The organism is Chitinophaga sp., from assembly GCF_039596135.1.
In the GTDB taxonomy this organism is placed as follows: domain Bacteria; phylum Bacteroidota; class Bacteroidia; order Chitinophagales; family Chitinophagaceae; genus Chitinophaga.
This window is the reverse complement of record NZ_JBCNKH010000010.1, coordinates 61,724-83,793: the sequence shown is the minus strand read 5'-3', so window position 1 is coordinate 83,793 and position 22,070 is coordinate 61,724. Positions and strand designations below refer to the sequence as shown.

The 22,070-nt window shown below is 45.8% G+C and carries 17 protein-coding genes and 1 tRNA gene; 5 read left to right on the top strand and 13 right to left on the bottom strand.

Going from position 1 to position 22,070, the window contains the following annotated elements:
• Window positions 1-8 precede the first annotated feature (8 nt).
• A complete protein-coding gene (locus tag ABDW16_RS09535; RefSeq protein ID WP_343669306.1) occupies window positions 9-3,005 on the bottom strand; it encodes a SusC/RagA family TonB-linked outer membrane protein in 2,997 nt (998 codons plus the stop codon).
• A 458-nt stretch (window positions 3,006-3,463) separates the two neighbouring features.
• Here ABDW16_RS09535 and ABDW16_RS09530 point away from each other — a divergent pair, with 458 nt between their 5' ends.
• The gene (locus tag ABDW16_RS09530; RefSeq protein ID WP_343669305.1) at window positions 3,464-4,009 is read left to right on the top strand and encodes a hypothetical protein; all 546 of its coding nucleotides are present in this window, start codon (window positions 3,464-3,466) and stop codon (window positions 4,007-4,009) included.
• A 6-nt stretch (window positions 4,010-4,015) separates the two neighbouring features.
• Here the strand turns inward: ABDW16_RS09530 and pflA are convergent, their stop codons facing one another.
• The 10 genes from pflA to ABDW16_RS09480 all read right to left on the bottom strand — a co-directional run bounded on the left by pflA (window position 4,016) and on the right by ABDW16_RS09480 (window position 17,320).
• Window positions 4,016-4,801: a pyruvate formate-lyase-activating protein gene (gene pflA / locus ABDW16_RS09525; protein WP_343669304.1), complete on the bottom strand. Its 786-nt coding sequence runs from the start codon at window positions 4,799-4,801 to the stop codon at window positions 4,016-4,018.
• A 75-nt stretch (window positions 4,802-4,876) separates the two neighbouring features.
• The gene (pflB, locus tag ABDW16_RS09520) at window positions 4,877-7,111 is read right to left on the bottom strand and encodes a formate C-acetyltransferase (protein WP_343669302.1); all 2,235 of its coding nucleotides are present in this window, start codon (window positions 7,109-7,111) and stop codon (window positions 4,877-4,879) included.
• A 91-nt stretch (window positions 7,112-7,202) separates the two neighbouring features.
• Complete coding sequence (locus tag ABDW16_RS09515; RefSeq protein ID WP_343669301.1) at window positions 7,203-7,937, bottom strand: hypothetical protein; 735 nt, start codon at window positions 7,935-7,937, stop codon at window positions 7,203-7,205.
• Window positions 7,938-8,133: 196 nt separating this feature from the next.
• Window positions 8,134-8,973 (bottom strand): VOC family protein, encoded by an 840-nt coding sequence (locus tag ABDW16_RS09510; protein WP_343669300.1) that lies wholly within the window; start codon window positions 8,971-8,973, stop codon window positions 8,134-8,136.
• Window positions 8,974-9,143: 170 nt separating this feature from the next.
• Window positions 9,144-9,554 carry a hypothetical protein gene (locus tag ABDW16_RS09505; protein ID WP_343669299.1) on the bottom strand — a complete coding sequence of 137 codons (411 nt, stop codon included), beginning with the start codon at window positions 9,552-9,554 and terminating at the stop codon, window positions 9,144-9,146.
• A 199-nt stretch (window positions 9,555-9,753) separates the two neighbouring features.
• A complete protein-coding gene (locus ABDW16_RS09500) occupies window positions 9,754-11,010 on the bottom strand; it encodes an amidohydrolase family protein (RefSeq protein WP_343669297.1) in 1,257 nt (418 codons plus the stop codon).
• 148 nt (window positions 11,011-11,158) lie between these two features.
• On the bottom strand, window positions 11,159-11,932 hold the full coding sequence (locus tag ABDW16_RS09495) for a DUF5995 family protein (RefSeq protein WP_343669295.1): 774 nt from the start codon (window positions 11,930-11,932) through the stop codon (window positions 11,159-11,161).
• A 106-nt stretch (window positions 11,933-12,038) separates the two neighbouring features.
• Window positions 12,039-15,266 carry a DUF2723 domain-containing protein gene (locus tag ABDW16_RS09490; RefSeq protein WP_343669294.1) on the bottom strand — a complete coding sequence of 1,076 codons (3,228 nt, stop codon included), beginning with the start codon at window positions 15,264-15,266 and terminating at the stop codon, window positions 12,039-12,041.
• 189 nt (window positions 15,267-15,455) lie between these two features.
• The gene (locus tag ABDW16_RS09485; protein ID WP_343669293.1) at window positions 15,456-16,289 is read right to left on the bottom strand and encodes an SAM-dependent chlorinase/fluorinase; all 834 of its coding nucleotides are present in this window, start codon (window positions 16,287-16,289) and stop codon (window positions 15,456-15,458) included.
• A 218-nt stretch (window positions 16,290-16,507) separates the two neighbouring features.
• Window positions 16,508-17,320: an SDR family oxidoreductase gene (locus ABDW16_RS09480; protein WP_343669291.1), complete on the bottom strand. Its 813-nt coding sequence runs from the start codon at window positions 17,318-17,320 to the stop codon at window positions 16,508-16,510.
• A gap of 151 nt (window positions 17,321-17,471) precedes the next feature.
• Here ABDW16_RS09480 and ABDW16_RS09475 point away from each other — a divergent pair.
• From ABDW16_RS09475 to ABDW16_RS09460, 4 genes are all read left to right on the top strand, one after another.
• A tRNA-Lys gene (locus ABDW16_RS09475) sits at window positions 17,472-17,544 on the top strand.
• 287 nt (window positions 17,545-17,831) lie between these two features.
• Complete coding sequence (locus ABDW16_RS09470; RefSeq protein ID WP_343669289.1) at window positions 17,832-18,347, top strand: N-acetyltransferase; 516 nt, start codon at window positions 17,832-17,834, stop codon at window positions 18,345-18,347.
• Window positions 18,348-18,550: 203 nt separating this feature from the next.
• Window positions 18,551-19,105 (top strand): DUF488 domain-containing protein, encoded by a 555-nt coding sequence (locus tag ABDW16_RS09465; protein WP_343669287.1) that lies wholly within the window; start codon window positions 18,551-18,553, stop codon window positions 19,103-19,105.
• 8 nt (window positions 19,106-19,113) lie between these two features.
• Window positions 19,114-19,326, top strand: a complete 213-nt coding sequence (locus ABDW16_RS09460; protein WP_343669285.1) for a DUF2945 domain-containing protein — start codon at window positions 19,114-19,116, stop codon at window positions 19,324-19,326.
• A 239-nt stretch (window positions 19,327-19,565) separates the two neighbouring features.
• Here ABDW16_RS09460 and ABDW16_RS09455 read toward each other — a convergent pair whose 3' ends face one another.
• Window positions 19,566-19,934 carry a biotin/lipoyl-binding protein gene (locus tag ABDW16_RS09455; RefSeq protein WP_343669283.1) on the bottom strand — a complete coding sequence of 123 codons (369 nt, stop codon included), beginning with the start codon at window positions 19,932-19,934 and terminating at the stop codon, window positions 19,566-19,568.
• A gap of 129 nt (window positions 19,935-20,063) precedes the next feature.
• Window positions 20,064-22,055, bottom strand: coding sequence for a hypothetical protein (locus tag ABDW16_RS09450; RefSeq protein WP_343669282.1), 1,992 nt, complete (start codon window positions 22,053-22,055; stop codon window positions 20,064-20,066).
• Between the last annotated feature and the right edge of the window lie 15 nt (window positions 22,056-22,070).

The following is a 22,070-nucleotide window of genomic DNA, read 5'->3' as shown; positions in this document are numbered from 1 at the left end:
TTAAAGGATCAGAAATCTACACCTACATGGAAGCTGGCTCTCTTGGATGCAGGAAAAGGCATTACGTCTACCCCTGTAGACAAACCATTGCTACCACGGCTGGAAGAAGTAGTGATGGTATTGCTGCCAAAATTGGATACTTCCGGATCATACCCTACATAACTGGTCCAGGTAAAGAAATTATTGGCAGATACACCCAGGCGGATACCGGAAATGGTTTTGGTATTTTTCAATGGAATATTGTAATACAAGCCAATTTCCCTGATGCGTACATAACTGGCATCCTGTACATAAATACTGGCATCACCGGCGCTAACACGGTATACACCTGCTTTCTGGCCATTGATGATATCATCATAATCGAACGAGGTAGCACCTGCATCGGTGAGCAATTCAGTCAGGTTGATATTATCCCCGCCCTTCTTCCAATGCACGAGAAAACGCAGGGACCAGTTTTTATACACGGTCACCTCGTTGAAAAAGCTCATCTGGAATTTAGGCTCTGAGTTACCGATCAGTCTCAGGTCACTGCCTACAGTACCTTTGATCTGGGTAGCAGGCTGCCCTTGTTCGAGGTAGAATGTACCGAGGGAGTTACCAAATGCCCCGATGGCATAAGGGGGAATCACAAGCCGGGTTACCTTGCTGCGGTTATACCACCAGTTGATAGCCGAGGTCCATTTGATATTGGTTTTGTTTACGGGCACCAGGTTCAGACCTAATTCAATACCATGGTTCTTCAGGTCACCACTGTTTTTCCACTCTGCACTGTAGCCACTCGATGCAGGCAGTGAGTGACGCAGCAGTACATCCTGTATCCTTTTAATGTAATAAGTAGCTTCTAAACTGATACGGCCATTCAGCACACTGATGTCCAGACCGGTTTCAAACTCCTCCTGTCTTTCCGGTTTAATGCCGGGATTACCCTGCAGGTTATCGACCAATACACCGGGGAGCCCATTGATATTGCTACCCAGCATGCCGGTGAATTTACTGCTGTAAGGCGGTACGTTGCCAGACTGCCCATAGGCGGCCCTGACCTTGAGGTTGTCGATATTATCGACAGACCACCATTTCATTTTGGCGAAGTTGACGGAGAACGCACCTTTCGGGAACACGTAATACTTTTTATAATCCCCGTTATTGGTAGAGCGGTCAAAACGAACGCCGCCACTCAGGGTTACGGCATCGATGAGGGAAAGGTCTTCCTGTATAAAGATACCATTGTCCCTGTATTTGGAGCGGAACTGGCGGGTAGTGGTATTGGCACTGGCATCCACATTGCTCTGGCCGGCTACAATATTGGTAGCAACGGTCACGATATTATCCATGTACCCTGTTTCCAACGTGGCGCCAACGGTGCTTGTGAGACTGATAGCCGGAACAGGCGTGAATGTATTGGCAAGGAACCCGCCCAGGTTCGTATTGATGTTATTGGTATTGCCCTGGATAGAATGGCCCTGGTTGGAATTTTCTTCAAACTGCAGGTCGCGGGGAAAAAGGGCCATTGTTTTGTAATTGAAATAATCTACACCACCACGGCCTATGAAGCGGGTATGTGAATGTTCGCTTTGTTGCAGGTGCACCTCCAGGTTGCCCCCGCCCACAAAGCGGTTCGTGGTTTCATTGTTGATCATCTTATCGCGGGTCTCCAGCGGATTGGAGGCGGCGAAGGGATTGCGGGGATATTCGCCCAGGGCATTTGGATGCAGGTCTACGAAATCGGGAGTGGAAGAAAGTGCCACGCCGTAGCTCACTCCATTGTTATCGTTGTTCGTTAAGCCCCTGTCGGAAGAGGAATAGATATAGTTGGTGGTAACACCGAAAGAAACCCGGTCACTGAGTTTATGGTCAATATTCAGGCGAACGGAGTTGTTGAAATAACCGGTACCTTTTACAATGCCATCTTCCTGCCGGCGGTTGCCGGAGAGGTAGAAAGTTGTCTTGTCGCCACCGCCGCTGATAGAGAGGTTGGTGTTTAACACCTGGCCGGTGTGGCCAAACATTTCCTTTTCGTAGTCGAAGATTTTCCCGGCGCTCCGGGCATCGTTAAATTGTGTTTTATAGGCTTCTCTGCGGGCGATGACAGCGGGGTCAGTATTGTCTGCACTGCCGGCGAGATCGGCCGCCGTTTCGGCTGTAAACTGCCTTACACCCATCAGGTGCCGCACCTTCACAAAGCCTAATTCCTGGTTGAGGCTCACCTTTGTCTTGCCGGACTTCCCTTTTTTGGTGGTGATGATCACCACACCGGCGGCTGCTTTGGCGCCATACATGGCTGCGGCAGAAGCACCTTTCAGGATTTCTATGTTCTCGATATCTGTGGGATTGAGGTCAGCAATACGGCTGGAGGGGTTGTCCTGGTTATTGGGGTTACCGGCGGTAGCGGCACCGGTTACATCATTGAGGCCGGCCGGGATGCTGCTGTTATTAAAGAAGATACCATCTACGACATATAGTGGCTGGGAGTTGCCGAATACCGAGGTGATACCTCTCAGTTTGACGGTGAAACCACCACCGGGCGCGCCGGAGTTGGCAGAGACCAGGGCGCCCGGGACCTTGCCACTCAGGGCGGCGTCGAAGGTCTGGGCAGGTGCCACGCCACTGAGCTGATTGGCAGATATGGTGGCGACGGCATTGGCCAGGTTACTTCGTTTGATGCTGGTAGCGGCGCCGGTGACCACTACTTCATCGAGGTGTGCCAGGTCTTCTTCGAGGGTAAGGTTGAGAACAGCCTGGTTGCTGGTGAGGCGGATCGTCTGGGTTTTGTACCCTGTATAGCTGATCACTAACGTGGAGGCGCCGGCAGGAACGGCGATGGAATACTTACCGGTGGCGTCGGACATGGTGCCCCTGCTGGTATTGGGGACCCGGATGGTCACCCCGGGCACTGGCTGACCGGTTTTCGCATCCCTTATTTGTCCGGTCACATTTTGCTGCGCAAATAATGCATAAGTACTGAATAGGCAAAACAGTAGCAGCAAGCTAAATTTTTGCAAAAGCATAGCTTGGAGATTTAGATGTGAGTTGAAATTTGACTGGTTACAGACTACAGTATGGTATTACAAGTTTTGGTTGTTAAAAAATGTGGTGTTTCCTGCTGTCAGGGTTCTACACTGGTTCGGGGTTGCAGGGGATTATTACTACGCTACTCAGATTAATGTGGCAGATTACGAAATTTTATAGGGTTTTCGTTTTTTTTATTTGGAGGGATTGGATTATATTTTATCAATTAGGTATTAGTACTCTATAAAAAAAGCGGCTGCTGGTAGCAGCCGCTTTTTTTATAGCATAGCTTTATTTCTATAACGTCATCAATAGTACATTAAAAGTACATTTCTATATCGATTGGATATTGAGGTGCACATTTAGTGATGTATTAGTACTCATTTAGTGTTAAAGCTTCACTATAGTTTGGGTGAGATCATTAATATTGATCTTGTAATCCCAAAAACTAATTTTTATGGCCATTGTTAAAGACAACATACTTCTCCAACTCGTCCGGGGTACGCTGGGCGATCAGATCACGATTTACGAAAGGAACGGGCAGATAATTATGGCGAAGAAACGCGGCCCGTCTAAGAAGAAGCCGACGAAGAAGCAGCTGGAAGCCCGGTATAAAATGCGGGTAGCGGCGGCTTATGCCATGGTGATCCTGGAAGACCCGGAGATAAAGGCTTATTATAAGTCGCTGGCAGGCCCGGGGCAGAATGCTTATAATATGGCAGTGAAGGATGCTTACAGGTCTCCTGAAGTGCAGAATATTCAATTTGAAGAAGAAACTGTAGTAGTGACTGCGAAAGATGAATTCAGGGTAGCTGAAGTGCAGGTACGGGTGGTAGATGCAGCTGGTGTTGTCATTGAAAGGGGGTCGGCAGTTTTAGGCCGGAATGGTGTGGATTGGTATTATAAGGCGGCTAATCTGCCACCAGGGGGCAAAGTGATAGTAGTGGTGGTAGATTTGCCGGGAAATGAAACGGTGAGAGAGTTGCTGATCACTCATGGGTAAATATTCTTATTTCAGCACCACGTTGTTAAAGTACTTATTAAATATATGTACAGCTGTTCTCTTGACCTCTAGTGTAGGCGTCTCCGCGTTCTTCAAAGGATAATTCATTTTCAGCAATTCCCATTTATGGCTGCCTAACTGATGGAAAGGAATAATCTCCACCCTGTCCACTGTTTTATATCTTGTAAAGTGTTTGGCCCATTCTTCCAGGTATTCTACCTGGTCTGTCCACCCGGGTACCAATACATACCGCAACCACATGCGTTTACCTGTTGATTCACGATAGGCCGCCAGGTCCAGCGTATTCCGGTTGCTCAGACCCGTAAGTTTATGGTGCCATTCATCATTGATGTGCTTTACATCCAGCAGTAACAGGTCGGTATGTTCCAGTAACCCGTGGGTAGCATCGTCATTAAGACGGCCATTGGAATCCAGGCAGGTATTGATTCCTATCTCATGCAGGGCTTTAAAAAACGTAGTGATCTTGTTCCGTTGCAGCAGGGGTTCCCCTCCCGAAACGGTGACCCCGCCGTCTTTTCCAAAATAAGAGCGCTGTCTGTCAGCTCTTTTTACCAATTCATCAATGCCAATCAACATTCCACCTTTTACATCGAGTGTATCAGGGTTCTGGCAGTAAACGCAGCGGAATTGGCAACCCTGTACGAATACAACCATTCTGACGCCTGGTCCGTCGTGTGTGCCGAATGTTTCAAGAGAGTGAATACGCAGATGTTCCGGATCATCGAGGTTTAGCGCGGCAGCCTCGAGGTCCTGTAAAGGAAAGTACAACATAGTCTTAAAAAAGGAAGGTGACATAACAGCGGACCGCAGACGCGATCCGCTGTTGTCTTACTTAGTCCCAATTGATCACATACTCTCGTGGAAAGTACGTGTTATCACTTCAAGCTGGTGCGCCCTGGATAAGCGCACGAAGTTTACAGCGTAGCCGGATACACGGATGGTAAGCTGAGGATAATTCTCAGGGTGCTCATAAGCATCCATCAATGTTTCGCGGTTCAGCACATTTACGTTCAGGTGATGCGCCATTTTGTTAAAGTAGCCATTCATGGTAGTCACCAGATTATTAATCTGCTCATCTCTCGTATCACCCAGTGATTTAGGGATCATAGAGAAGGTGTTGGAAATACCATCCTGTGCATCTCTATAGTCCAGTTTACAAACAGAGTTGAGAGATGCGATAGCACCGCTACAGTCTCTGCCGTGCATTGGATTGGCGCCGGGCGCAAAGGCATCGCCTTTCTTACGTCCGTCAGGAGTCGCACCTGTGTTGCTGCCATACATTACATTGGAAGTAATGGTGAGCAGAGACAGGGTTGGTGTAGAATTCTTGTAGGTAGCATGCTTGCGCAGCTCTGTGATGAAGAAGTGAGTAATTTCTTTTGCAATGTTATCTACTCTGTCATCATCATTACCATATTTAGGGAATTCTCCTTCGATTTTGTAGTCTACAGTCAGGCCACGATCATCTCTGATTGGTGTAACCTTCGCATATTTAATAGCAGAGAGGGAGTCTGCTATGATGGAGATACCGGCAGCACCATAAGCAATATCGATATGAGGATCTGTATCTACCAATGCCATCTGGGCTCTTTCATAATAATATTTATCGTGCATGTAGTGGATGATAAACATTGCTTTGGCATAAACTCTCGCCAGTTCAGTCAAAGTTTGTTTAAACACACCCAATACCTTGTTGTATTCCAGCGGGCCATCAGGCAGTACAGGAATGTTCTTAATCACTTCCAGGCCGTCTATTTCTTCTCTGCCGGCATTCAGGGCAATCAGCAATGCCTTAGGCAGGTTTGCTCTTGCACCAAAGTGCTGGATAGATTTACCAATTTCCTGGTAGGATACGCAACAAGCAATACCATAGTCATCAGAACCACGGGTACCCCTCATCAGGTCATCGTTTTCGTACTGGATAGAAGAAGTATCGATAGATACCTGTGCACAGAAACGTTTGAAACCTTCTGGCAGACTGTCAGCCCAGAGTACAGTCAGGTTTGGTTCTGGTGAAGAACCCAGGTTGTACAGGGTTTGCAGGAAGCGGAAAGAAGTCCTGGTTACTTTCGTACGGCCGTCGTGCAGTTTACCACCGAGGGCTTCAGTAACCCAGGTAGGGTCTCCACCAAAGATCTCGTCGTAGCTGCCTGGACGCAGGTGGCGTACCAGTCTCAGTTTCATTACGAACTGGTCGATGATTTCCTGCGCTTCTTCTTCAGTAATCAGTCCGGCCTGCAGGTCTCTTTCAATATATATATCCAGGAAGGAAGATACATTACCCAAAGACATTGCAGCACCATCCTGTTCTTTTACAGCTGCCAGGTAAGCAAAGTATACCCATTGTACAGCTTCGCGGGCATTTTCTGCAGGGCGGGCCACATCACAACCATAGCCGGCAGCCATCGTGATCATGTCTTTCAGCGCGCTGATCTGGTAATTGATTTCTTCACGCAGGCGCACTTTGTGCTCAGTCATTTCGCCACCAACCTTGTTCAGGTCAGCTTTTTTGAACTTAATCAGCTGGTCAGCACCATACAGGGCCAAACGGCGGAAGTCACCAATGATACGGCCACGCGCATAGTTGTCAGGTAAGCCAGTCAGTACGTGTTTGGAACGGAATGCCCTGATTTCGCTGTCATAAGCATTGAATACACCTTCATTATGGTTTTTGGCATAATTGAAAATGTCGATCACTCTTGGGGAAACGGTCAGTCCTTTTTCCTTTACAGCAGATTCAACCAGTTTGATACCACCAAAAGGCTTCATCGCACGTTTTAACAGCTGATCTGTTTGCAGGCCAACAATTACTTCATCATCCTTCTTAATATAGCCCGGCGCAAAGGCGGTCATATTGGAGATGGTTTCTGTGTCAATGGCCAGAACACCATTGTTCGCTCTTTCTTTGAGCAATTCTTTTTTTACGACATCCCACAGGCGGTTAGTTTTTGCTGAAATGCCGGACAGGAATGAAGCATCACCCTGGTAAGGTCTGATGTTTTTTACAACGAAATCATATACGTTCATTGTAGTATTCCAATCACCTGATTTGAAAGGAACAGCGGTCACATCTTTTATCATATCCTTGAATTTTATTTATTCTCTAGATAATGATACAAAGTTAACCCCCGTGAGGGTGGATATTTGTGTTCGTCGTCAGTCTAAGTAGTGATTATAGTTGTGAATGCTCCTTTTTCCACTTTGAAGCAAAGTAGGCGCCCCAGCCTTTGATATATTCATAAAACTGGTATTCGTTTTCGAAGTCCATCAGCATGTCGTAGGTGGGTCGGTATTCGACCATAAAGGTGTCAAGGGCGGGCGACTCAAGACCTGTCAGTCGCCTTACAAGGGGCATATTAAAACGGTGAGTAATATATTTATCCTGTTCAATGGCAATGAGTTGATCGCGGAAGTGCTCCATTCTTTTGGCCTTGCGCCAGCTTAACAGGAGGTCCAGGTTCACTCCTACCCCGCCCATGCCGGTGGCAAGGTATTCACGGGAATAATCGAATACTTTCCTGTACTCCTGCCTGAATTCGGCAGAGTCCTGTTTATAGCTTTTTTGCTGTACTTCTACAGTAGGCAGCACTTTGATATCTATGTGCAATCCCACATCGAAGGGGCGGTTGATGTTAATTTCCTTTACGGGGAATTTCATGGTTACCTTGCCCTGGTAGGAGAAACTCAGGGAATCTTTTAAATTGAGGCGAATGGTATAATGGCCCATGGAATCGGTAACAGCACCACCACCGCCGGTGCTCATTACGCTCACGCCTGCCATGCCGTAGCGTTCCGTACGTTCATACACGGTACCTTTGACCTGCACTACCTGGGCGAAGGCCAGCGATCGGATGGCGATCAGGAGAATTAGTAATACGAATTGTTTGTGTAGAATTGAAATACTCATCAGGGGTCCAATCTAATACAGCTGAGAAAAACAAACAAGCGGATGGTAAATATTAACAAACAATTGTATAAGAAAACCCCGCGGGGTGCGCGGGGTTGGAGGTTTTAGGAGGCGAAAAAAAAGTTTGATTTGGTCGGGTGAATGGATTGATTTAGCCAGGTGAATGGCTTTGATTTAATCAGACGTCCGATTATGATCAGGCATTTTCCATTTCAGCGTAGATGAGTTTCTTCATTTTCATCAGTGCGCTCAGTACCCGTTGAAACTTAGCAGGATCACTCATCCACTGTCCCAGTTTATCAGGAACAATCTGCCAGCTCACGCCATATTTATCGACCAGCCAGCCACAAGCTACCTCATGGCCGCCATTGGCAATCAGACCATCCCAGTACTTATCAATCTCTGCCTGATCTTTGCAGAGTACCACGAGTGAGACAGCATCTACAAAGCCAAATCCATGTTCTGCAGGGTTATCCATGGCCATAACCACGAAGTTTTTGATTTTGAACTGGGCATGTTTTACATGGTTAGTGTTACCTTCTCCTTCGCTGTATTTCAGAATGCCTTGTATATTGGATTCGGGGAATAAATCTTTATAAAAATTTACCGCCTCTTCTGCCTTGCCGGCTTTCGGACCGGTGAACATCAGGGTTGGACTGAATTTCTGGTTCATCTCATTTGGGCCACCTGTATATAGCTGCCAGGAGATGCCGAATTTATCCTGTACCCAGGCGTATTTGGAACTCCAGGGATAGCTATCTAAAGGCATGAGGGCGCTGCCACCATTGATTAACTTCTGGTAATAGGCTTCTGTATCTTTTTCATTTTCGCTCGATACCATGAAGGAAATAGATGGATTAGGAGTGGATGAAGGTCCGTCATTGAGTAACATAAACTGCTGACCACTCAGTTTGAGGGTGATGACGATTGGGTTGGAGGAGGTAATGGTGCCGTCTCCAAAAGTATCCAGGTAAAAGTCAGCAGCTTCCGCAATTTTGCCTTTGATGGTGAGGCAAGGATAGATGGAATTGTTCATGGTGATAAATTATGTTTTTGAGAAGTAGTTACAACTTGTTAAAGAGCTGATTTGCAATACAACTTTGGCGCCATTTTGCATTTAACGTTTTAACGAGTCATTGTGCAATGCATCTTTTATGGAGCTGTTTAGCAATGCAACTTTTCAGGAAGGCTTTGCAATACAACTCTTTAAGGAGCCATTTTTACCAAACAACGGCACAGGTCCATACCCATATACCATTCAATGCAAAAGCCGGCGGGGTCAATCCTGCTATCATGAATTAATTGCTGGAAAGCATTGCCAATGGCAGGAATATCGCGCATAAAATCGTGGACATCAATATACAGGTACTCTCCTTTTGAGATCACTTTTGTTTCCAGGTTGTGTTTAGACAACTCACCAGGATGCAGTTCTTCAGCTGCCGCCTTGTAGAGAATGCGACCATCTCCGGCTGGCCAGGACAGGCCGAAATACTTCCTTTTTTCGTCAAATGGCACGAGGCTATGCAAGGTTTCATGGGCCTGCTTCACTCCTTCCGGAAAGGAACTGGCAGTGACACAGTAAACAAGAATATCGTTTTGTAATGTCGTTGTTTCCATACAGTAAACATACGATCATTATAAACGGTTCACCGGGGGTGAAAAAGACAATTAATGGGTAAAATGCGACAGTATAACGGAGGTACCTGCATCACCACGGAAACCCCGGTGAATAATATAATTCACGGGTATAAGGCGACAGCATGACACAGCACTGCATTATCATGAAAACCTCTTTCACAACAGGTGAATAATACAATTAACGGGTAACATCCGACACCATCACCCCATTCTGCATCACCATAGCCACCTTCTTTACAATAGATATATCTACAGCCGGGTCGCCGGGTACAGCTATGAGATCCGCGATATAACCAGGTTTGATATTTCCCAGCAATGGCAGGTCAAATACACTGGCATTAACAGCCGTAGCAGCATGTAATACATCAATAGGTTTCATGCCGTATTCTACCATTAGCAACATTTCCCGGCTATTATCGCCGTGAGCGAACACCCCCACATCTCCACCCATACAAATAGTAACACCAGCTTTCATTGCATCATTAAAGATTTTATGCTTCTGTTTGACAGCTGGTGTTTCCGGGTCTATTCCCTTGCGCCAGCCTTTATAACTGGCGATAGACTCAGTAGCAGTCAATGTAGGACACAGTGCAATCCCCTTTTCTTTCATCAACCTGAAAAGTTCCGGTGTGCCACCATCACCATGTTCAATAGTGCGTACCCCGGCTTCTATAGCCCGGCGCATCCCTTCTTCAGTACCTGCATGTACCACTACATAGCGGCCGCTACTGCCGGCTACTGCTACAGCAAGTTTAAGTTCTGTAGCAGTAAAGGTAGGTGCAGGTGTTTTATTGAGTCCCCAGCGGTAGTCTGCATATAGTTTAATAACATCGGCCCCATGGCCGATCTGCGAGCGGATAGCTCTAATAAGTCCATCATTGCCATCGGCTTCCTCAGCCCCCAGGGGAATCCCACCATTATACCCCTTAGGGCCATAACTACCCGTAGCCACGATGGCACGGGTGGCTACCAGCAGGCGCGGTCCGGGAATAATACCTTTATTAATGGCTTCTTTTAACCCTGCATCATCATACATGGCACCTTCGGTACCAAGATCACGTGCCGTGGTAAAACCCGCCATGAGGGTAGCGCGGGCATGTACTACGGCACGGGCTGTACGCTCAGCTCCCGATTCGGTAAGGACCTGGTCGTTCCAGCTGGTTTCATTATAAGGATGTAAGAAAAGATGTGAATGACCTTCTATAAGACCGGGCATAAGGGTCATACCTTCCAGGTTGACGACGGTTGCCTTTTCAGGAACCCGGATGGTAGCCGGATCGCCCGCAGCCACAATCTGGCTGTCTTTTACCAATACCCACCAGTTCGTATGCATGGCAGTGCCGTCAAACACACGATCCGGTTTAAAAAGGAAGGTGGATTGGGCATGTATGGCTAAGGATATTATTAATAATAAGCTGGTAACGACGTATCTCATATTTAGTTTTTGACCTGCGGCAAGGAGAAAAAATGACTATTGCCGCACCTTAAGATACGTCTTTTGATAATTTCTTAAAATACTGGTGATCTTAGACGGGGATTTTAGACCTAATATTTGAATGACCTGCGGCAGCAAGGCGAAATAACTATTGCCGTACCTTAATATACGTCTTTTGATAATTTCTTAAAATACTGGTGACCTTAGACGGGTTTTTCAACTCAAACAGGTGAATAATAAATACTGTCAGTTTTATAAACCCCTGCGTTTTTACAATACTTCCACCCAGTTTATGAATATCCTGATCCCTCGAGGCAATCGTATTGCCATTATTATACAACTCCTCTGCAAAGCACCATGCACCATCTCTTGCATTGCTCAATGCAAATTGGATCAGCAATGAATTATTTCCCGAATGCTTTCCTAATAAAGAAAGTAACGGCGAAATACGGTTCAGCTCATTGATCACTTCATAACTCAATGCTGCCAGGATGGTATTAATACTATTAAAGTCGTGATGAATTTGCTGCAAAGGAGTATTGTATTCCTGTGCAATCTGCACCACTGCTACTCCAAGATCCAGGTTAATATGCGCATTCATGCCTAATAGCAGATGTTGTAGAACCAATACTGATTTCTTTTGTAATTGCTGGAACGTCCATTGCCATGACAGGGAAACACCGGCAGTATTTTTCGCCGTCCATTCATCATAAGCAGCAATGTACCGGTTGGCAAAGACCACATCCAGTCTTTCCATTCTCGGGCCATCCTGGAACTCTCCTATTGCAATTCCTTCTTTTACACGGCAGGTGACTTTGTGGTATAAGGCAGCGAAATAGCCGGCCCTGTTGCCTGTGGTGATAGCTTCTGAGATAATTGCCTCCAGGCGGAGGATCACCTCGTCAATAGTTTGCGCGGGCATGTTTTGGGGGTTTGATAGCTACTAAGATAAAAAAAATGGCCAAAGAAAAAGGGGATGTATCATCGTATTGATACATCCCCTTTGTGCTTACAATTGAATAATATACTTATTTGCCGGTAGTATCATCCGTACTAATCACATTGCCGCCAGGCATATCCTGCGCATGATGTGTAGTATCACTGAAATCAGCCTTCATACGATCAAGTAATGAAATAAACTGTTGCGCCATCTGTCCATCACGTTGCAGATCGCTGGTCATCCTGTTTTCAGGCAGACTACGATAGTAGTTAATCTGCTGCTGACAATCCTTCTTGATCAGGCTGGCAATCTGCTCAGCTTTCGCCTTATCACCTGCCAGGTAGTAAGCATATACAGTCTGCATAGAACTGTAGTTATGCATCTGACCCGGCGTGGTCATAGCGTAAGGGAATGTAGATGGCAGCAGGTTGCTATCAGCCTTGTTCAGTGCCTGCAACGCCTGCTCTTTCTTATTATCCAGCGCCAGTGCAGTACCCAGGCGGGTATAAGCATTTCTCAGGTACTGAAGCAGTTTACGGTTAGGTTCGTCGAAGTAAGTAGTTGGAATATTCGCACCACCGAAGGTGAACTTTTTCATCATCACATCGTACATCATCGGAACGTTCACATTCTTCTCAGCACCCATTGGATCTTCGCTTTCTTCTTTCTTCAGCGGCACCAGGCGGTAGGTCAGACCATCCATACGGAGGTAGTCGTTCAGACCCAGGTCGGTTGGGCTGGTAAAGTAGATAGGACGTTTCCATGCGTTGGTAGCAATAATATCCAGTGCAGCCAGGTCATTCTTCAGCAGGTAACTTTTGCTTATCTGGAATGGCAGCTGTGGCAGGATACGGCTGCTGTCGTAAGGGCTTACCGTATTGGAAGCCAGCACTTCAGCTTTATCAACAGGAATGAACAGTCTCTTTACAGGGAGGTAGTTCATCTGTTCGTTGCTCTGTGTGGTCACCATGGCACGTGGGTCAGTTGAACCCATGAATGCCAATACTTCTTTCAGGTTATAGAATTTATCCTGTGGGAAGTTGCCACCATCATAGAACTGTACATAGTTGTGGTTTTCGCCACGGTATTTATCAGCGGTCCAGCTCATTGGAATAGCAGGACTCTGGTTTACCGCCTGGCGGGCCTGATCGATATACCAGTCAACACCCAATAAACTCAGGTTGATCACACGTACATCGGTACGAACGCCTTCTACTTCCTGTGCAAACCACAGTGGGTAGGTATCGTTATCACCTACAGTGAAGAGGATCGCATTCGGCGCGCAGGACTCAAGGTAGTCAGATGCTACGTCTTTAGCAATAGTTTTGGTAGAACGATCATGATCATCCCACTCCTGTGCACCCATCAGTACAGGTACTGCCAGGAGACAGATGACAGTAGCGATTGGTGCTGCAACGGGCAATTTGGTTTTGTTCTTCAGGAACTGGTACACTGACAGTACGCCCAGACCGATCCACACTGCATAAGCATAGAAAGATCCTACATAAGCGTAGTCACGCTCACGGGGCTGGTTACCAGCCTGGTTCAGGTACAGTACGATCGCAAAACCTGTGAAGAAGAACAGCAGACCTACTACCAGTGTATCGCGGCGGTGGTATTTATAATGATACAGCAAACCGAAAATACCTAAGAGGAACGGCAGGAGGAACAGGGTATTGTGCGCCTTGTTGTTCTTCAGGCTATCTGGCATGGCTGACTGGTCACCATACAGGAAGTTGTCTATAAAAGGAATACCGGAAATCCAGTTACCGTCTCTCACGTTACCATAACCCTGTGTATCGTTTTGCTTACCAGCAAAGTTCCACATGAAGTAACGGAAGTACATAAAGTTAACCTGGTACTCGAGGAAGAACTTCACGTTGTCGCCAAAGGTTGGCTTTTCACCCTGTTGTAAGCCCAGGAAACTACGATAGTAGTCCGCATGGCCCTGATCGTTCGATGCATCCCAAACACGTGGGAACAGCATTTTATCTTCCGGGGCATAAACAGGTTCCTGTTTCTTGCCGGCAACTACATATTTAGATTTACCTTTTTCATCCAGGCCACGTGCGTAGACGTTGCCGGTCTCTTTGTATTCGGTAGGGCGGGCAGTAAATACCTGGCCATAGATCAGCGGGAAGTCACCATACTGCTCACGACCCAGGTAACCTACCAGGGAGATCGGGTTATCTACGTTATACATATCCACAGCAGGGTTAGCAGTAGACCTCACCATGGTGGTAATATAAGTGGAGTAACCCAGTAAGAGGAAGAGGGTACAATAGATCGTCAGCTTGGTTGCGTGAATGGCTTCCTGTGCCAGCAGGTTACCACCGAACTGTTTTACCAGCCATGGAATACCTAATACAGCAGCTGCGATAAGGATCTTGAAGAATATCATGCCACCACCATCAGCATCGATAAATGCAGGGATGAGGATCACGGAAGAAATCAGGATCAATGGACCGTAAATACCGAATTTCGGGTTTTTCAGGCCATATATCAGGGCAGCAGCCAGTGCAACGAAGTAGAATCCAAAACCAGTAAAGAAAGGCAGGCCCAGGTAGTTCACGAAGAACACGTCCATGTAGCCAGACGCCTTAATAGTATCCTGGATAATGAATTTCTGTATCAGACCGGTTACGGCACAACCAATAATAAACGCCCAGAAGGTACCCATTGGGGTCGCTTTGTAACGTTTAAAGTAGTATACCATCACAATAGCTGGGATGGTGAGGAGGTTCAGCAGGTGGACACCGATAGAGAGGCCCATCATGAAAGCGATGAACACAATCCAGCGGTCGGCATAAGCCTCTTCGGATTCGTGTTCCCATTTCAGGATAGCCCAGAATACGATGGCGGTGAAGAAAGAAGACATAGCGTACACCTCACCTTCCACAGCAGAGAACCAGAAAGAGTCAGAGAAAGTATAGGCGAGGGCACCTACAGCACCTGCGCCCATGATAGCAATCATTTTTTCGCCGGAGATCGATTCGCCTGCTTTTACCATGAGGCGGCGTGCGAAGTGGGTAATGGTCCAAAAGAGGAACAGGATAGTAAATCCACTTGCAAGGGCAGACATTGTGTTAACACCAATAGCGGCATGCTTCTGGCCGAAGAAAATAATAAAGAGCCTACCCAACAGCACAAAAAGCGGAGCCCCTGGAGGGTGAGGGATCTGCACCTTGGCAGCGGTGCTAATAAACTCACCGCAGTCCCATAAGCTGCCGGTCGCCTCCATAGTCATAATGTAGACAGTGCAGGCAATGATACAAATAACCCAACCCACAATGTTGTTGGTCCTTTTAAAATTCATAGAGATGTTTTAGGTCCGACAAAAATAGAAAAAGTGGCAAATTATGATAATTAGAGATAACAGTTTTAACTTTTTCTTTAATAAGTGAAAAAAAATGAAGATTTCCAGGGATTTATGGGAGTTAGGATGGGGATTTTTAATGCTTTTTTAATGAGAAGGACGTATGCCGGCCCTGGGGCCGGCATAAAATCAGTTAAATATGACCCTGACCGTCTGGTAAAACGACAGCTTTTGGTACCCGGTGTGCTGCTGACCCGTCAACTGGTCTCTCCGGAAACCTTGCAAACCAAACAAACCGGCAGCATTCCCTTTATTAATAGCGATCTCCAGGTAACCGGCGGCATTGAACATGGCCAGTTTGTGCCCTTCCGGTACGTCCGAATAGCTTTCGCTGAGGGAAGAGATGACTTCATCCCTGCGAAAATAGATGGAAAAGTTTCTACCCTGGCGTTGCTCTTCGAATTGTTTGCGGGTGATATTCACCACAACATTTTCGAAGTTGTCGATATGAATGATCTGACCATCGATATAATCCTGCCCGGTCATGGGCTGTAAATTATTCTTAATAACGTATTCGTTTGCCTGTTGTCCCAGGTCAGTTAATTTCTTCCCGCTTTTGAGATCATTGAATGCCTGGGCAAAACGTTTCAGTATGCCAAAGGTATCTTTAGGCTGATCTTTTTCGAGCGGTAATTTGACTACTACTCCAGGTAATCCTTCTGCAATCATGGTAATCAGCCCGTTATCTGCGCAGGCGATATACTGACCATTGTGCTGGGCGAGCAGCACATGATCTGCTTTTCTGTCGAACAGGTTAATGAGTACTATATGAAATGTACCTGCTGCAAAATGGGCGAAAGCACCTTTACAGATATACGTAGCCTGCGGCAGGTTGAACGGAGAAATCTGGTGAGTAACGTCCACTAACTGAGCACCGGGGCAGTCCTGCGACAGCTGCCCTTTCATGGCGCCAACGAGGTAATCCTGTAAACCGATATCTGATGTTAGTGTTATAATGGACATTCGTGATTATTAGATTCGCTTTATCTTCAAATTTGATGCCATTGAAGACTGGCGTTGATTTTAATGCAAAGTAAGATAATATTTAGATGCGGGAGACTGTCATTGTGAAAATACTTGTTCAGATGTGCATAACTCTGTGAACTTGTATAGATAAGGGTTTGGGGCGGTGTAAAGAAAATCCGGAACTGCACAATAGTCAGTTCCGGACTGAATGTCAATTATTTTAAAGGAGAATTTGGTTCTTTCTTAAAGTGGTTGTATACCATTCCATCGAGGAATCCGGGCATTAGTTTACTCAGCAACACGGTCAGTTTTCCCTGTCCTGTCAATACCAATGTACGTTTACGTTTAGCAATCGATTTATTGATAGCTGATGCTACAGCTTCGGCAGTCATCAGTTTTCCTTCATCGAGCGGTGTTTCACCCTGCACATTTCCTTTTTCATTCAGCGCCGTATTGCGGATATTGGAGGCCGTGAAGCCGGGGCATACCCACATTACGTTTACGCCTGTATGCAGGAGTTCCGTTCTCAGTGATTCCAGGAAACCCTGCATGGCAAACTTACTGGCGGAGTAACCGGTTCTGCCGGGCAGGCCACGGTAGCCAGCGATGGAAGACACACCCACAACCGTTCCCTTATTTTCAAGGATGGAAGGTAGTGCATAATTGGTACAATACACGGTTCCCCAGAAATTGATATCCATCAGTTGCTTTAAAACAGACAAATTGACACCATTGAAGAGGGCGCGCATAGAGATTCCCGCATTGTTGATGAGAATATCTATTTTACCGAAATGGGCAATCGTTTGTCCGATAAAAGCTTTACAATCATCCTCTTTACTGACATCGGCTACATAGGTAAACAGGGCATTTGTTTTCAGCTCATCGCTCAGGGCCTGCAGGGCGTCCTGCTTACGGCCGCATACGGCAACTTTGGCGCCGGAGCGGAGAAGGTCAATTGCGATGGCTTTGCCGATGCCGGAAGTTCCGCCGGTGATAACGGCTACTTTGTTTTCGAAAGGTTGTTGCATTAGAAATTTTTAGCAATCACAAAAATAGGTGGGATATTGGATAATATGAGACCTGGAGTAAAATTGTATGGATGTTTTAAAAAAAGTTGTCAAAAAGTTGGGAGATATTAAATAATTCCTATCTTTGCACTCCCAATTACAAACGGGGTATGATTCCGTAGCTCAGTTGGTAGAGCAATACACTTTTAATGTATGGGTCTTGGGTTCGAGTCCCAACGGGATCACAGAAGCGGCTTTAGGGCCGCTTTTTTTATGCATTGAATGTAACGATCCATTGAATGCGACAGGCAGGTGTCGCCGATATAACCGGCAGACGCCCGTTATGAAGGGCTTATCACATTTTTCTTTATCTTCGGGAGGAATTCTACTTTTCTTCAATTTGAGCTATGATGGATATTGTATTACAGTAATTATCGTCCTGGTAATTACATCTTCAACTGATAATTTTATTCATGATTTCTGCGCCTTCGGCAGCGGAAGCATTTCTTATTTTTATTCAATTCTATCAGTAATGCACAAATACAATTATACTATCAGGAGAGAAGAGCCTTCTGATATCGGGGCTATCGATCAGGTAACAAAGGCTGCATTTGCCTCAGCAGCATATAGCAGTGGAACGGAATCGTTCATCATAAAAGCCCTGCGCGCAAATGGTCAGCTGACTATTTCCCTGGTAGCAGAGGAGGCGGGAGTATTGATTGGACATATTGCTATATCGCCTGTAACCATTTCTTCAGGCAGCGAAGGCTGGTTTGGACTGGGGCCTTTATCCGTGATCCCTTCTAAACAGGGATCCGGCGTAGGCTCCGACCTTATCAGGGCTGCCATTGACGCATTGGGGAAACTGCATGCAGCCGGCTGTGTCGTGCTGGGCGAGCCTTCCTATTATGGCCGGTTCGGATTCAGGAGCGATGCCAGTTTGCAGTACCTGCATGCTCCTGCTGAGTATTTCCAGGTACAATCATTTACTGGAAAGATACCGGAAGGGACTGTGGAATATGATGATAGTTTCAACGTCACCAGTTGAAATTAATCAGATGTAAATAGAAGAGGCTGTCTCAGTAGATTGAGCAGCCTCTTTTTGCAATTATAGAGCAGACTTCTAAGTCATCTTTTATTATTCTGACTGGTGCCCAATCAATATACGTAAATTAGGGTACCGGTTTTTGTTGAAGCAATCCGGGATACATATAACTATACAAATCCAAAGAGCAGCAACAGTACATCACAATGGATAACGGGAACAAGCATACAATCTACACCATTGGTCATTCCACACACAGCATTGAAGACTTTTTACTGATGCTGGAATCGTTCGGGATCAAGACAGTGGTCGATATCCGGAGCCTGCCCGGTTCCAGAAAATTTCCGCAATTCGATCAGGATAATTTGCAAAAGTCCCTGGAAGAAAAAGGAATCCAATATCTTTATTTTCCCGATTTGGGCGGAAGACGGAAAGTAAAGAAAGATTCGAGGAACAACCGTTGGAGAAATGAGTCTTTCCGGGGGTACGCCGATTATATGGAGACCGAAAATTTTAAAAATGCCATCGAAAAGCTGGAGCAGATTGCCCTGCAAAAGCCAACAGCTTATATGTGTGCGGAAGCCGTTTGGTGGCGGTGCCACCGTTCCATGGTTTCAGACTATCTGAAAGCAAAAGGCTGGACAGTGTATCATATTATGGCAAAAGGGAAAGCTGAAGAGCATCCTTATACATCGGCCGCCAAAATTGTTGATGGGAATGTTTGTTACACCGATGCTGATTGTTCCACTAATAATAAATAATTAATGTTATGGCAACAGATTTCAAAATAGGCGACAAAGTAAGCTGGAATTCCGAAGCCGGAATCGTAACCGGCATCATCATCAAAATTCACACGCAGGATTTTGAATACAAAGGTTATACCCATCACGCGTCCAAAGAAGCACCTCAATATGAAATCAAAAGCTTAAAATCCAATCATATTGCTGCACATAAAGCATCTGCACTCACAAAAATAAAATGAACATTTAATTTTTACAGAACCCCATCACCGATCCAACCACAATTTAAACTGCGGCATCCTGATGTGGCTTACAATGACCTCCGCATTTCGGTCCCTTTTTAGAATGATTTTCAGTTTTTCGTTAAAATGCTTATGAACGCTCTCGATACCGTTGATGTGCAAAATATACTGCCTGTTTACACGGAAGAAATATTGCGGATCGAGCTGTTCTTCCAATTCTTCCAGCGTGTAAGGAACGGCTATGAAGGGACCATCCAGTTATTGATCTCTTTTATATTTACCTGCGACAAAGTGATATTTTTCTGTTCCCGGTAAACGCTGGCATTGATGCGAAATAATGCCTGTCCCGCTTGTACAAAACTTCCCTCATCGACATAGATTTTGTCGAGATAACCACTAATCTGTGGACGAAGCTGCACGTTGTCTTTCCCCTGCAAACCTGCCGGAAAGGATTGGTCTATGACGGCTGCTGTGGGTTGCAACGCAAGAATTTCGGCCTGTACGGTTTCGGGTTGCTGTGTTGTATCCTTTTCTGAATTTTTACAAGCCTGCAAAAAGAGTATAGCTGTAACAAATAAGGGCAGTACATTGATTTTTTTCTTTGTCAAACGCTTCGTCGGTTCTTTGTTTTGGCAATTACGAAAGCCAAAAGTAGAACAGCATCTTTCTTACAACAAGGTAAATCAGACTGAAGTGATGAGATTGGGAACTAAAATGAGGAAAAGGGAGGTTGAATATTACTTTGATGGGGTATTATACAATAGCATATGGTTCAGGTCAATACAAAAATCGGTGATCCAGTTACCGGATACATCCACATACAGTATGTTAGGTTTATTCTCTTTATCAATAGTACCATCCTCTATCCATTCCATTACTTTAGGAATGAGATATCTGTTTCCTGTCAGGGAAAGATCGATTATGCTTTTGTGATGCGCTATCACATTAGTCAGCAATAAAGCGCCATCTACCAATGGATTCGCTTTTTCAGACTGAAAATCGTTGCAGATCATGGCTGCTTCACTACTTGCTTCGGTCAACTGCCAGTCCAGCCGGATAAGATCATTCTCCTTCACATCGCCTTTAAGCCTTTTAAAGAATGCCTGCTGTGCTGCTAATAGCCTGTCAAGATCATTAGTGGCGGCATATTCCCTGCGATAATTAATAAAAGCCTTCGAACTGCTGACCATTGTGCCTGAGTCTACTTTTAATTCCGGGTAGGAATAGTTCTCAAATAATATAACCGCTTTCCCTGCAAGATCTTCCAGCTTTGCGTCTTCGAGTTTTCCACCCTGACTGTAATAAATATGTTCCCTGCCCAGCATATCCGTTATGAACCGGGCCTGCTCCTCTATGGATATATGCCTTTCACAAAAGTGGCAGAAATTCAGGATCACAAACTCTTTGCTGTTTGCGCTGAGAAAAGACCGGGTTGCTTTCAATATGTCACTTAATTTTTCTCCCCATCCCCCACCCATAGCATCTTCCATGCAATCTGACGAAGCGTGTTTAGTATATAATTCCCCGTTATAACTATCAATCCGCAGGTCAAACATCCGGATGCCTGCATATAATTGTTTTTCGATATTCAGTTTTTGGGTCAGTGTATTACATTCATTGATGGATTTGCTACCCTTTCCACCCACGCCATTCAACACGGACATACCTGCGTCATGTGAGCCGGGGATGACGATATCCCGCAGGCTGTAACCGGCCTTTTCGGGATACAGGAGATCTCCTATCCAGGAGGCCGGATTATAGTCTGAAAAATAGCTGATGTATAATTGATGGTCTTTGCCGGTAAAGCCCATCATAAAATTGTTCCGGTCAATAAAGCTAACGGACACCGGGTTATCCGTTGAAAAATAAGCTGGCAGGTATGTCTCGCGGTCAGCAAGCATTCCATTGATCTGTTCCCTGTAAGATAACCTGTTTTCTTTGCCCGATCCTTTCCACACATAAAAGAGGCGGTCATTATGAAATACGCTGTACAGAGCAGGCGTCATTTCGGTGACAGCTCCCGGCAGGGTTTGCGGCAGGGACCAGTTATTGCCCGCAGGATCAAAATCAGCATAATACACCTGTTTGTCTTTACTCCCTACCCAACAGCACCTTGCCCTGGAATTCTCATTTATTGCCACTATAAAAGGGTAATCCCAGGATTTTGCATCTTTTACCGGTATAATAGCCGCCTCTCCCAATATACCGTCTTTATCAGGCTGGGTAACCGCTATAAAAAGCCCGTCCCTGTTACCAGCATGGCTGGCCAGGATGACTTTGCCTCCGGCAAATGCAGCATTGATCCCTTTCTGGAATGATATGGGCGTATTGGTAACCAACGTATGAACAGCGCCGTTCGCGAACCCGGTATCTGAAGTGTTGACCAGGTACTTTAGGGTCCCCTCTTTGGTTATCCAGAAAAGATAAATGTGGTTACCTGTAGTACGGGAAACAGGCGCAAAACCCGACACCGCACTATCTATTGTATTTTGTGTCTGAATGAACTTTGTACTCATTTTGGTGCCCAGGTACCCTATATGTATGTTTCCATACTGGCCTGCTCCTTTCCAGCAAACAAAGTAATGATCCTTAAAATTGGTAATATCGATCGCTTTATCTGAACTGGCACCCGCAAAGAAACTCACTGGTTTTGTGAAAGATAAGCTCCGGGCACTTAAACTGGTATTAAAGAGGATGATCAATAAAAAGAAAAGGGGCCACTTAAGCATAAGCTATACAATAAG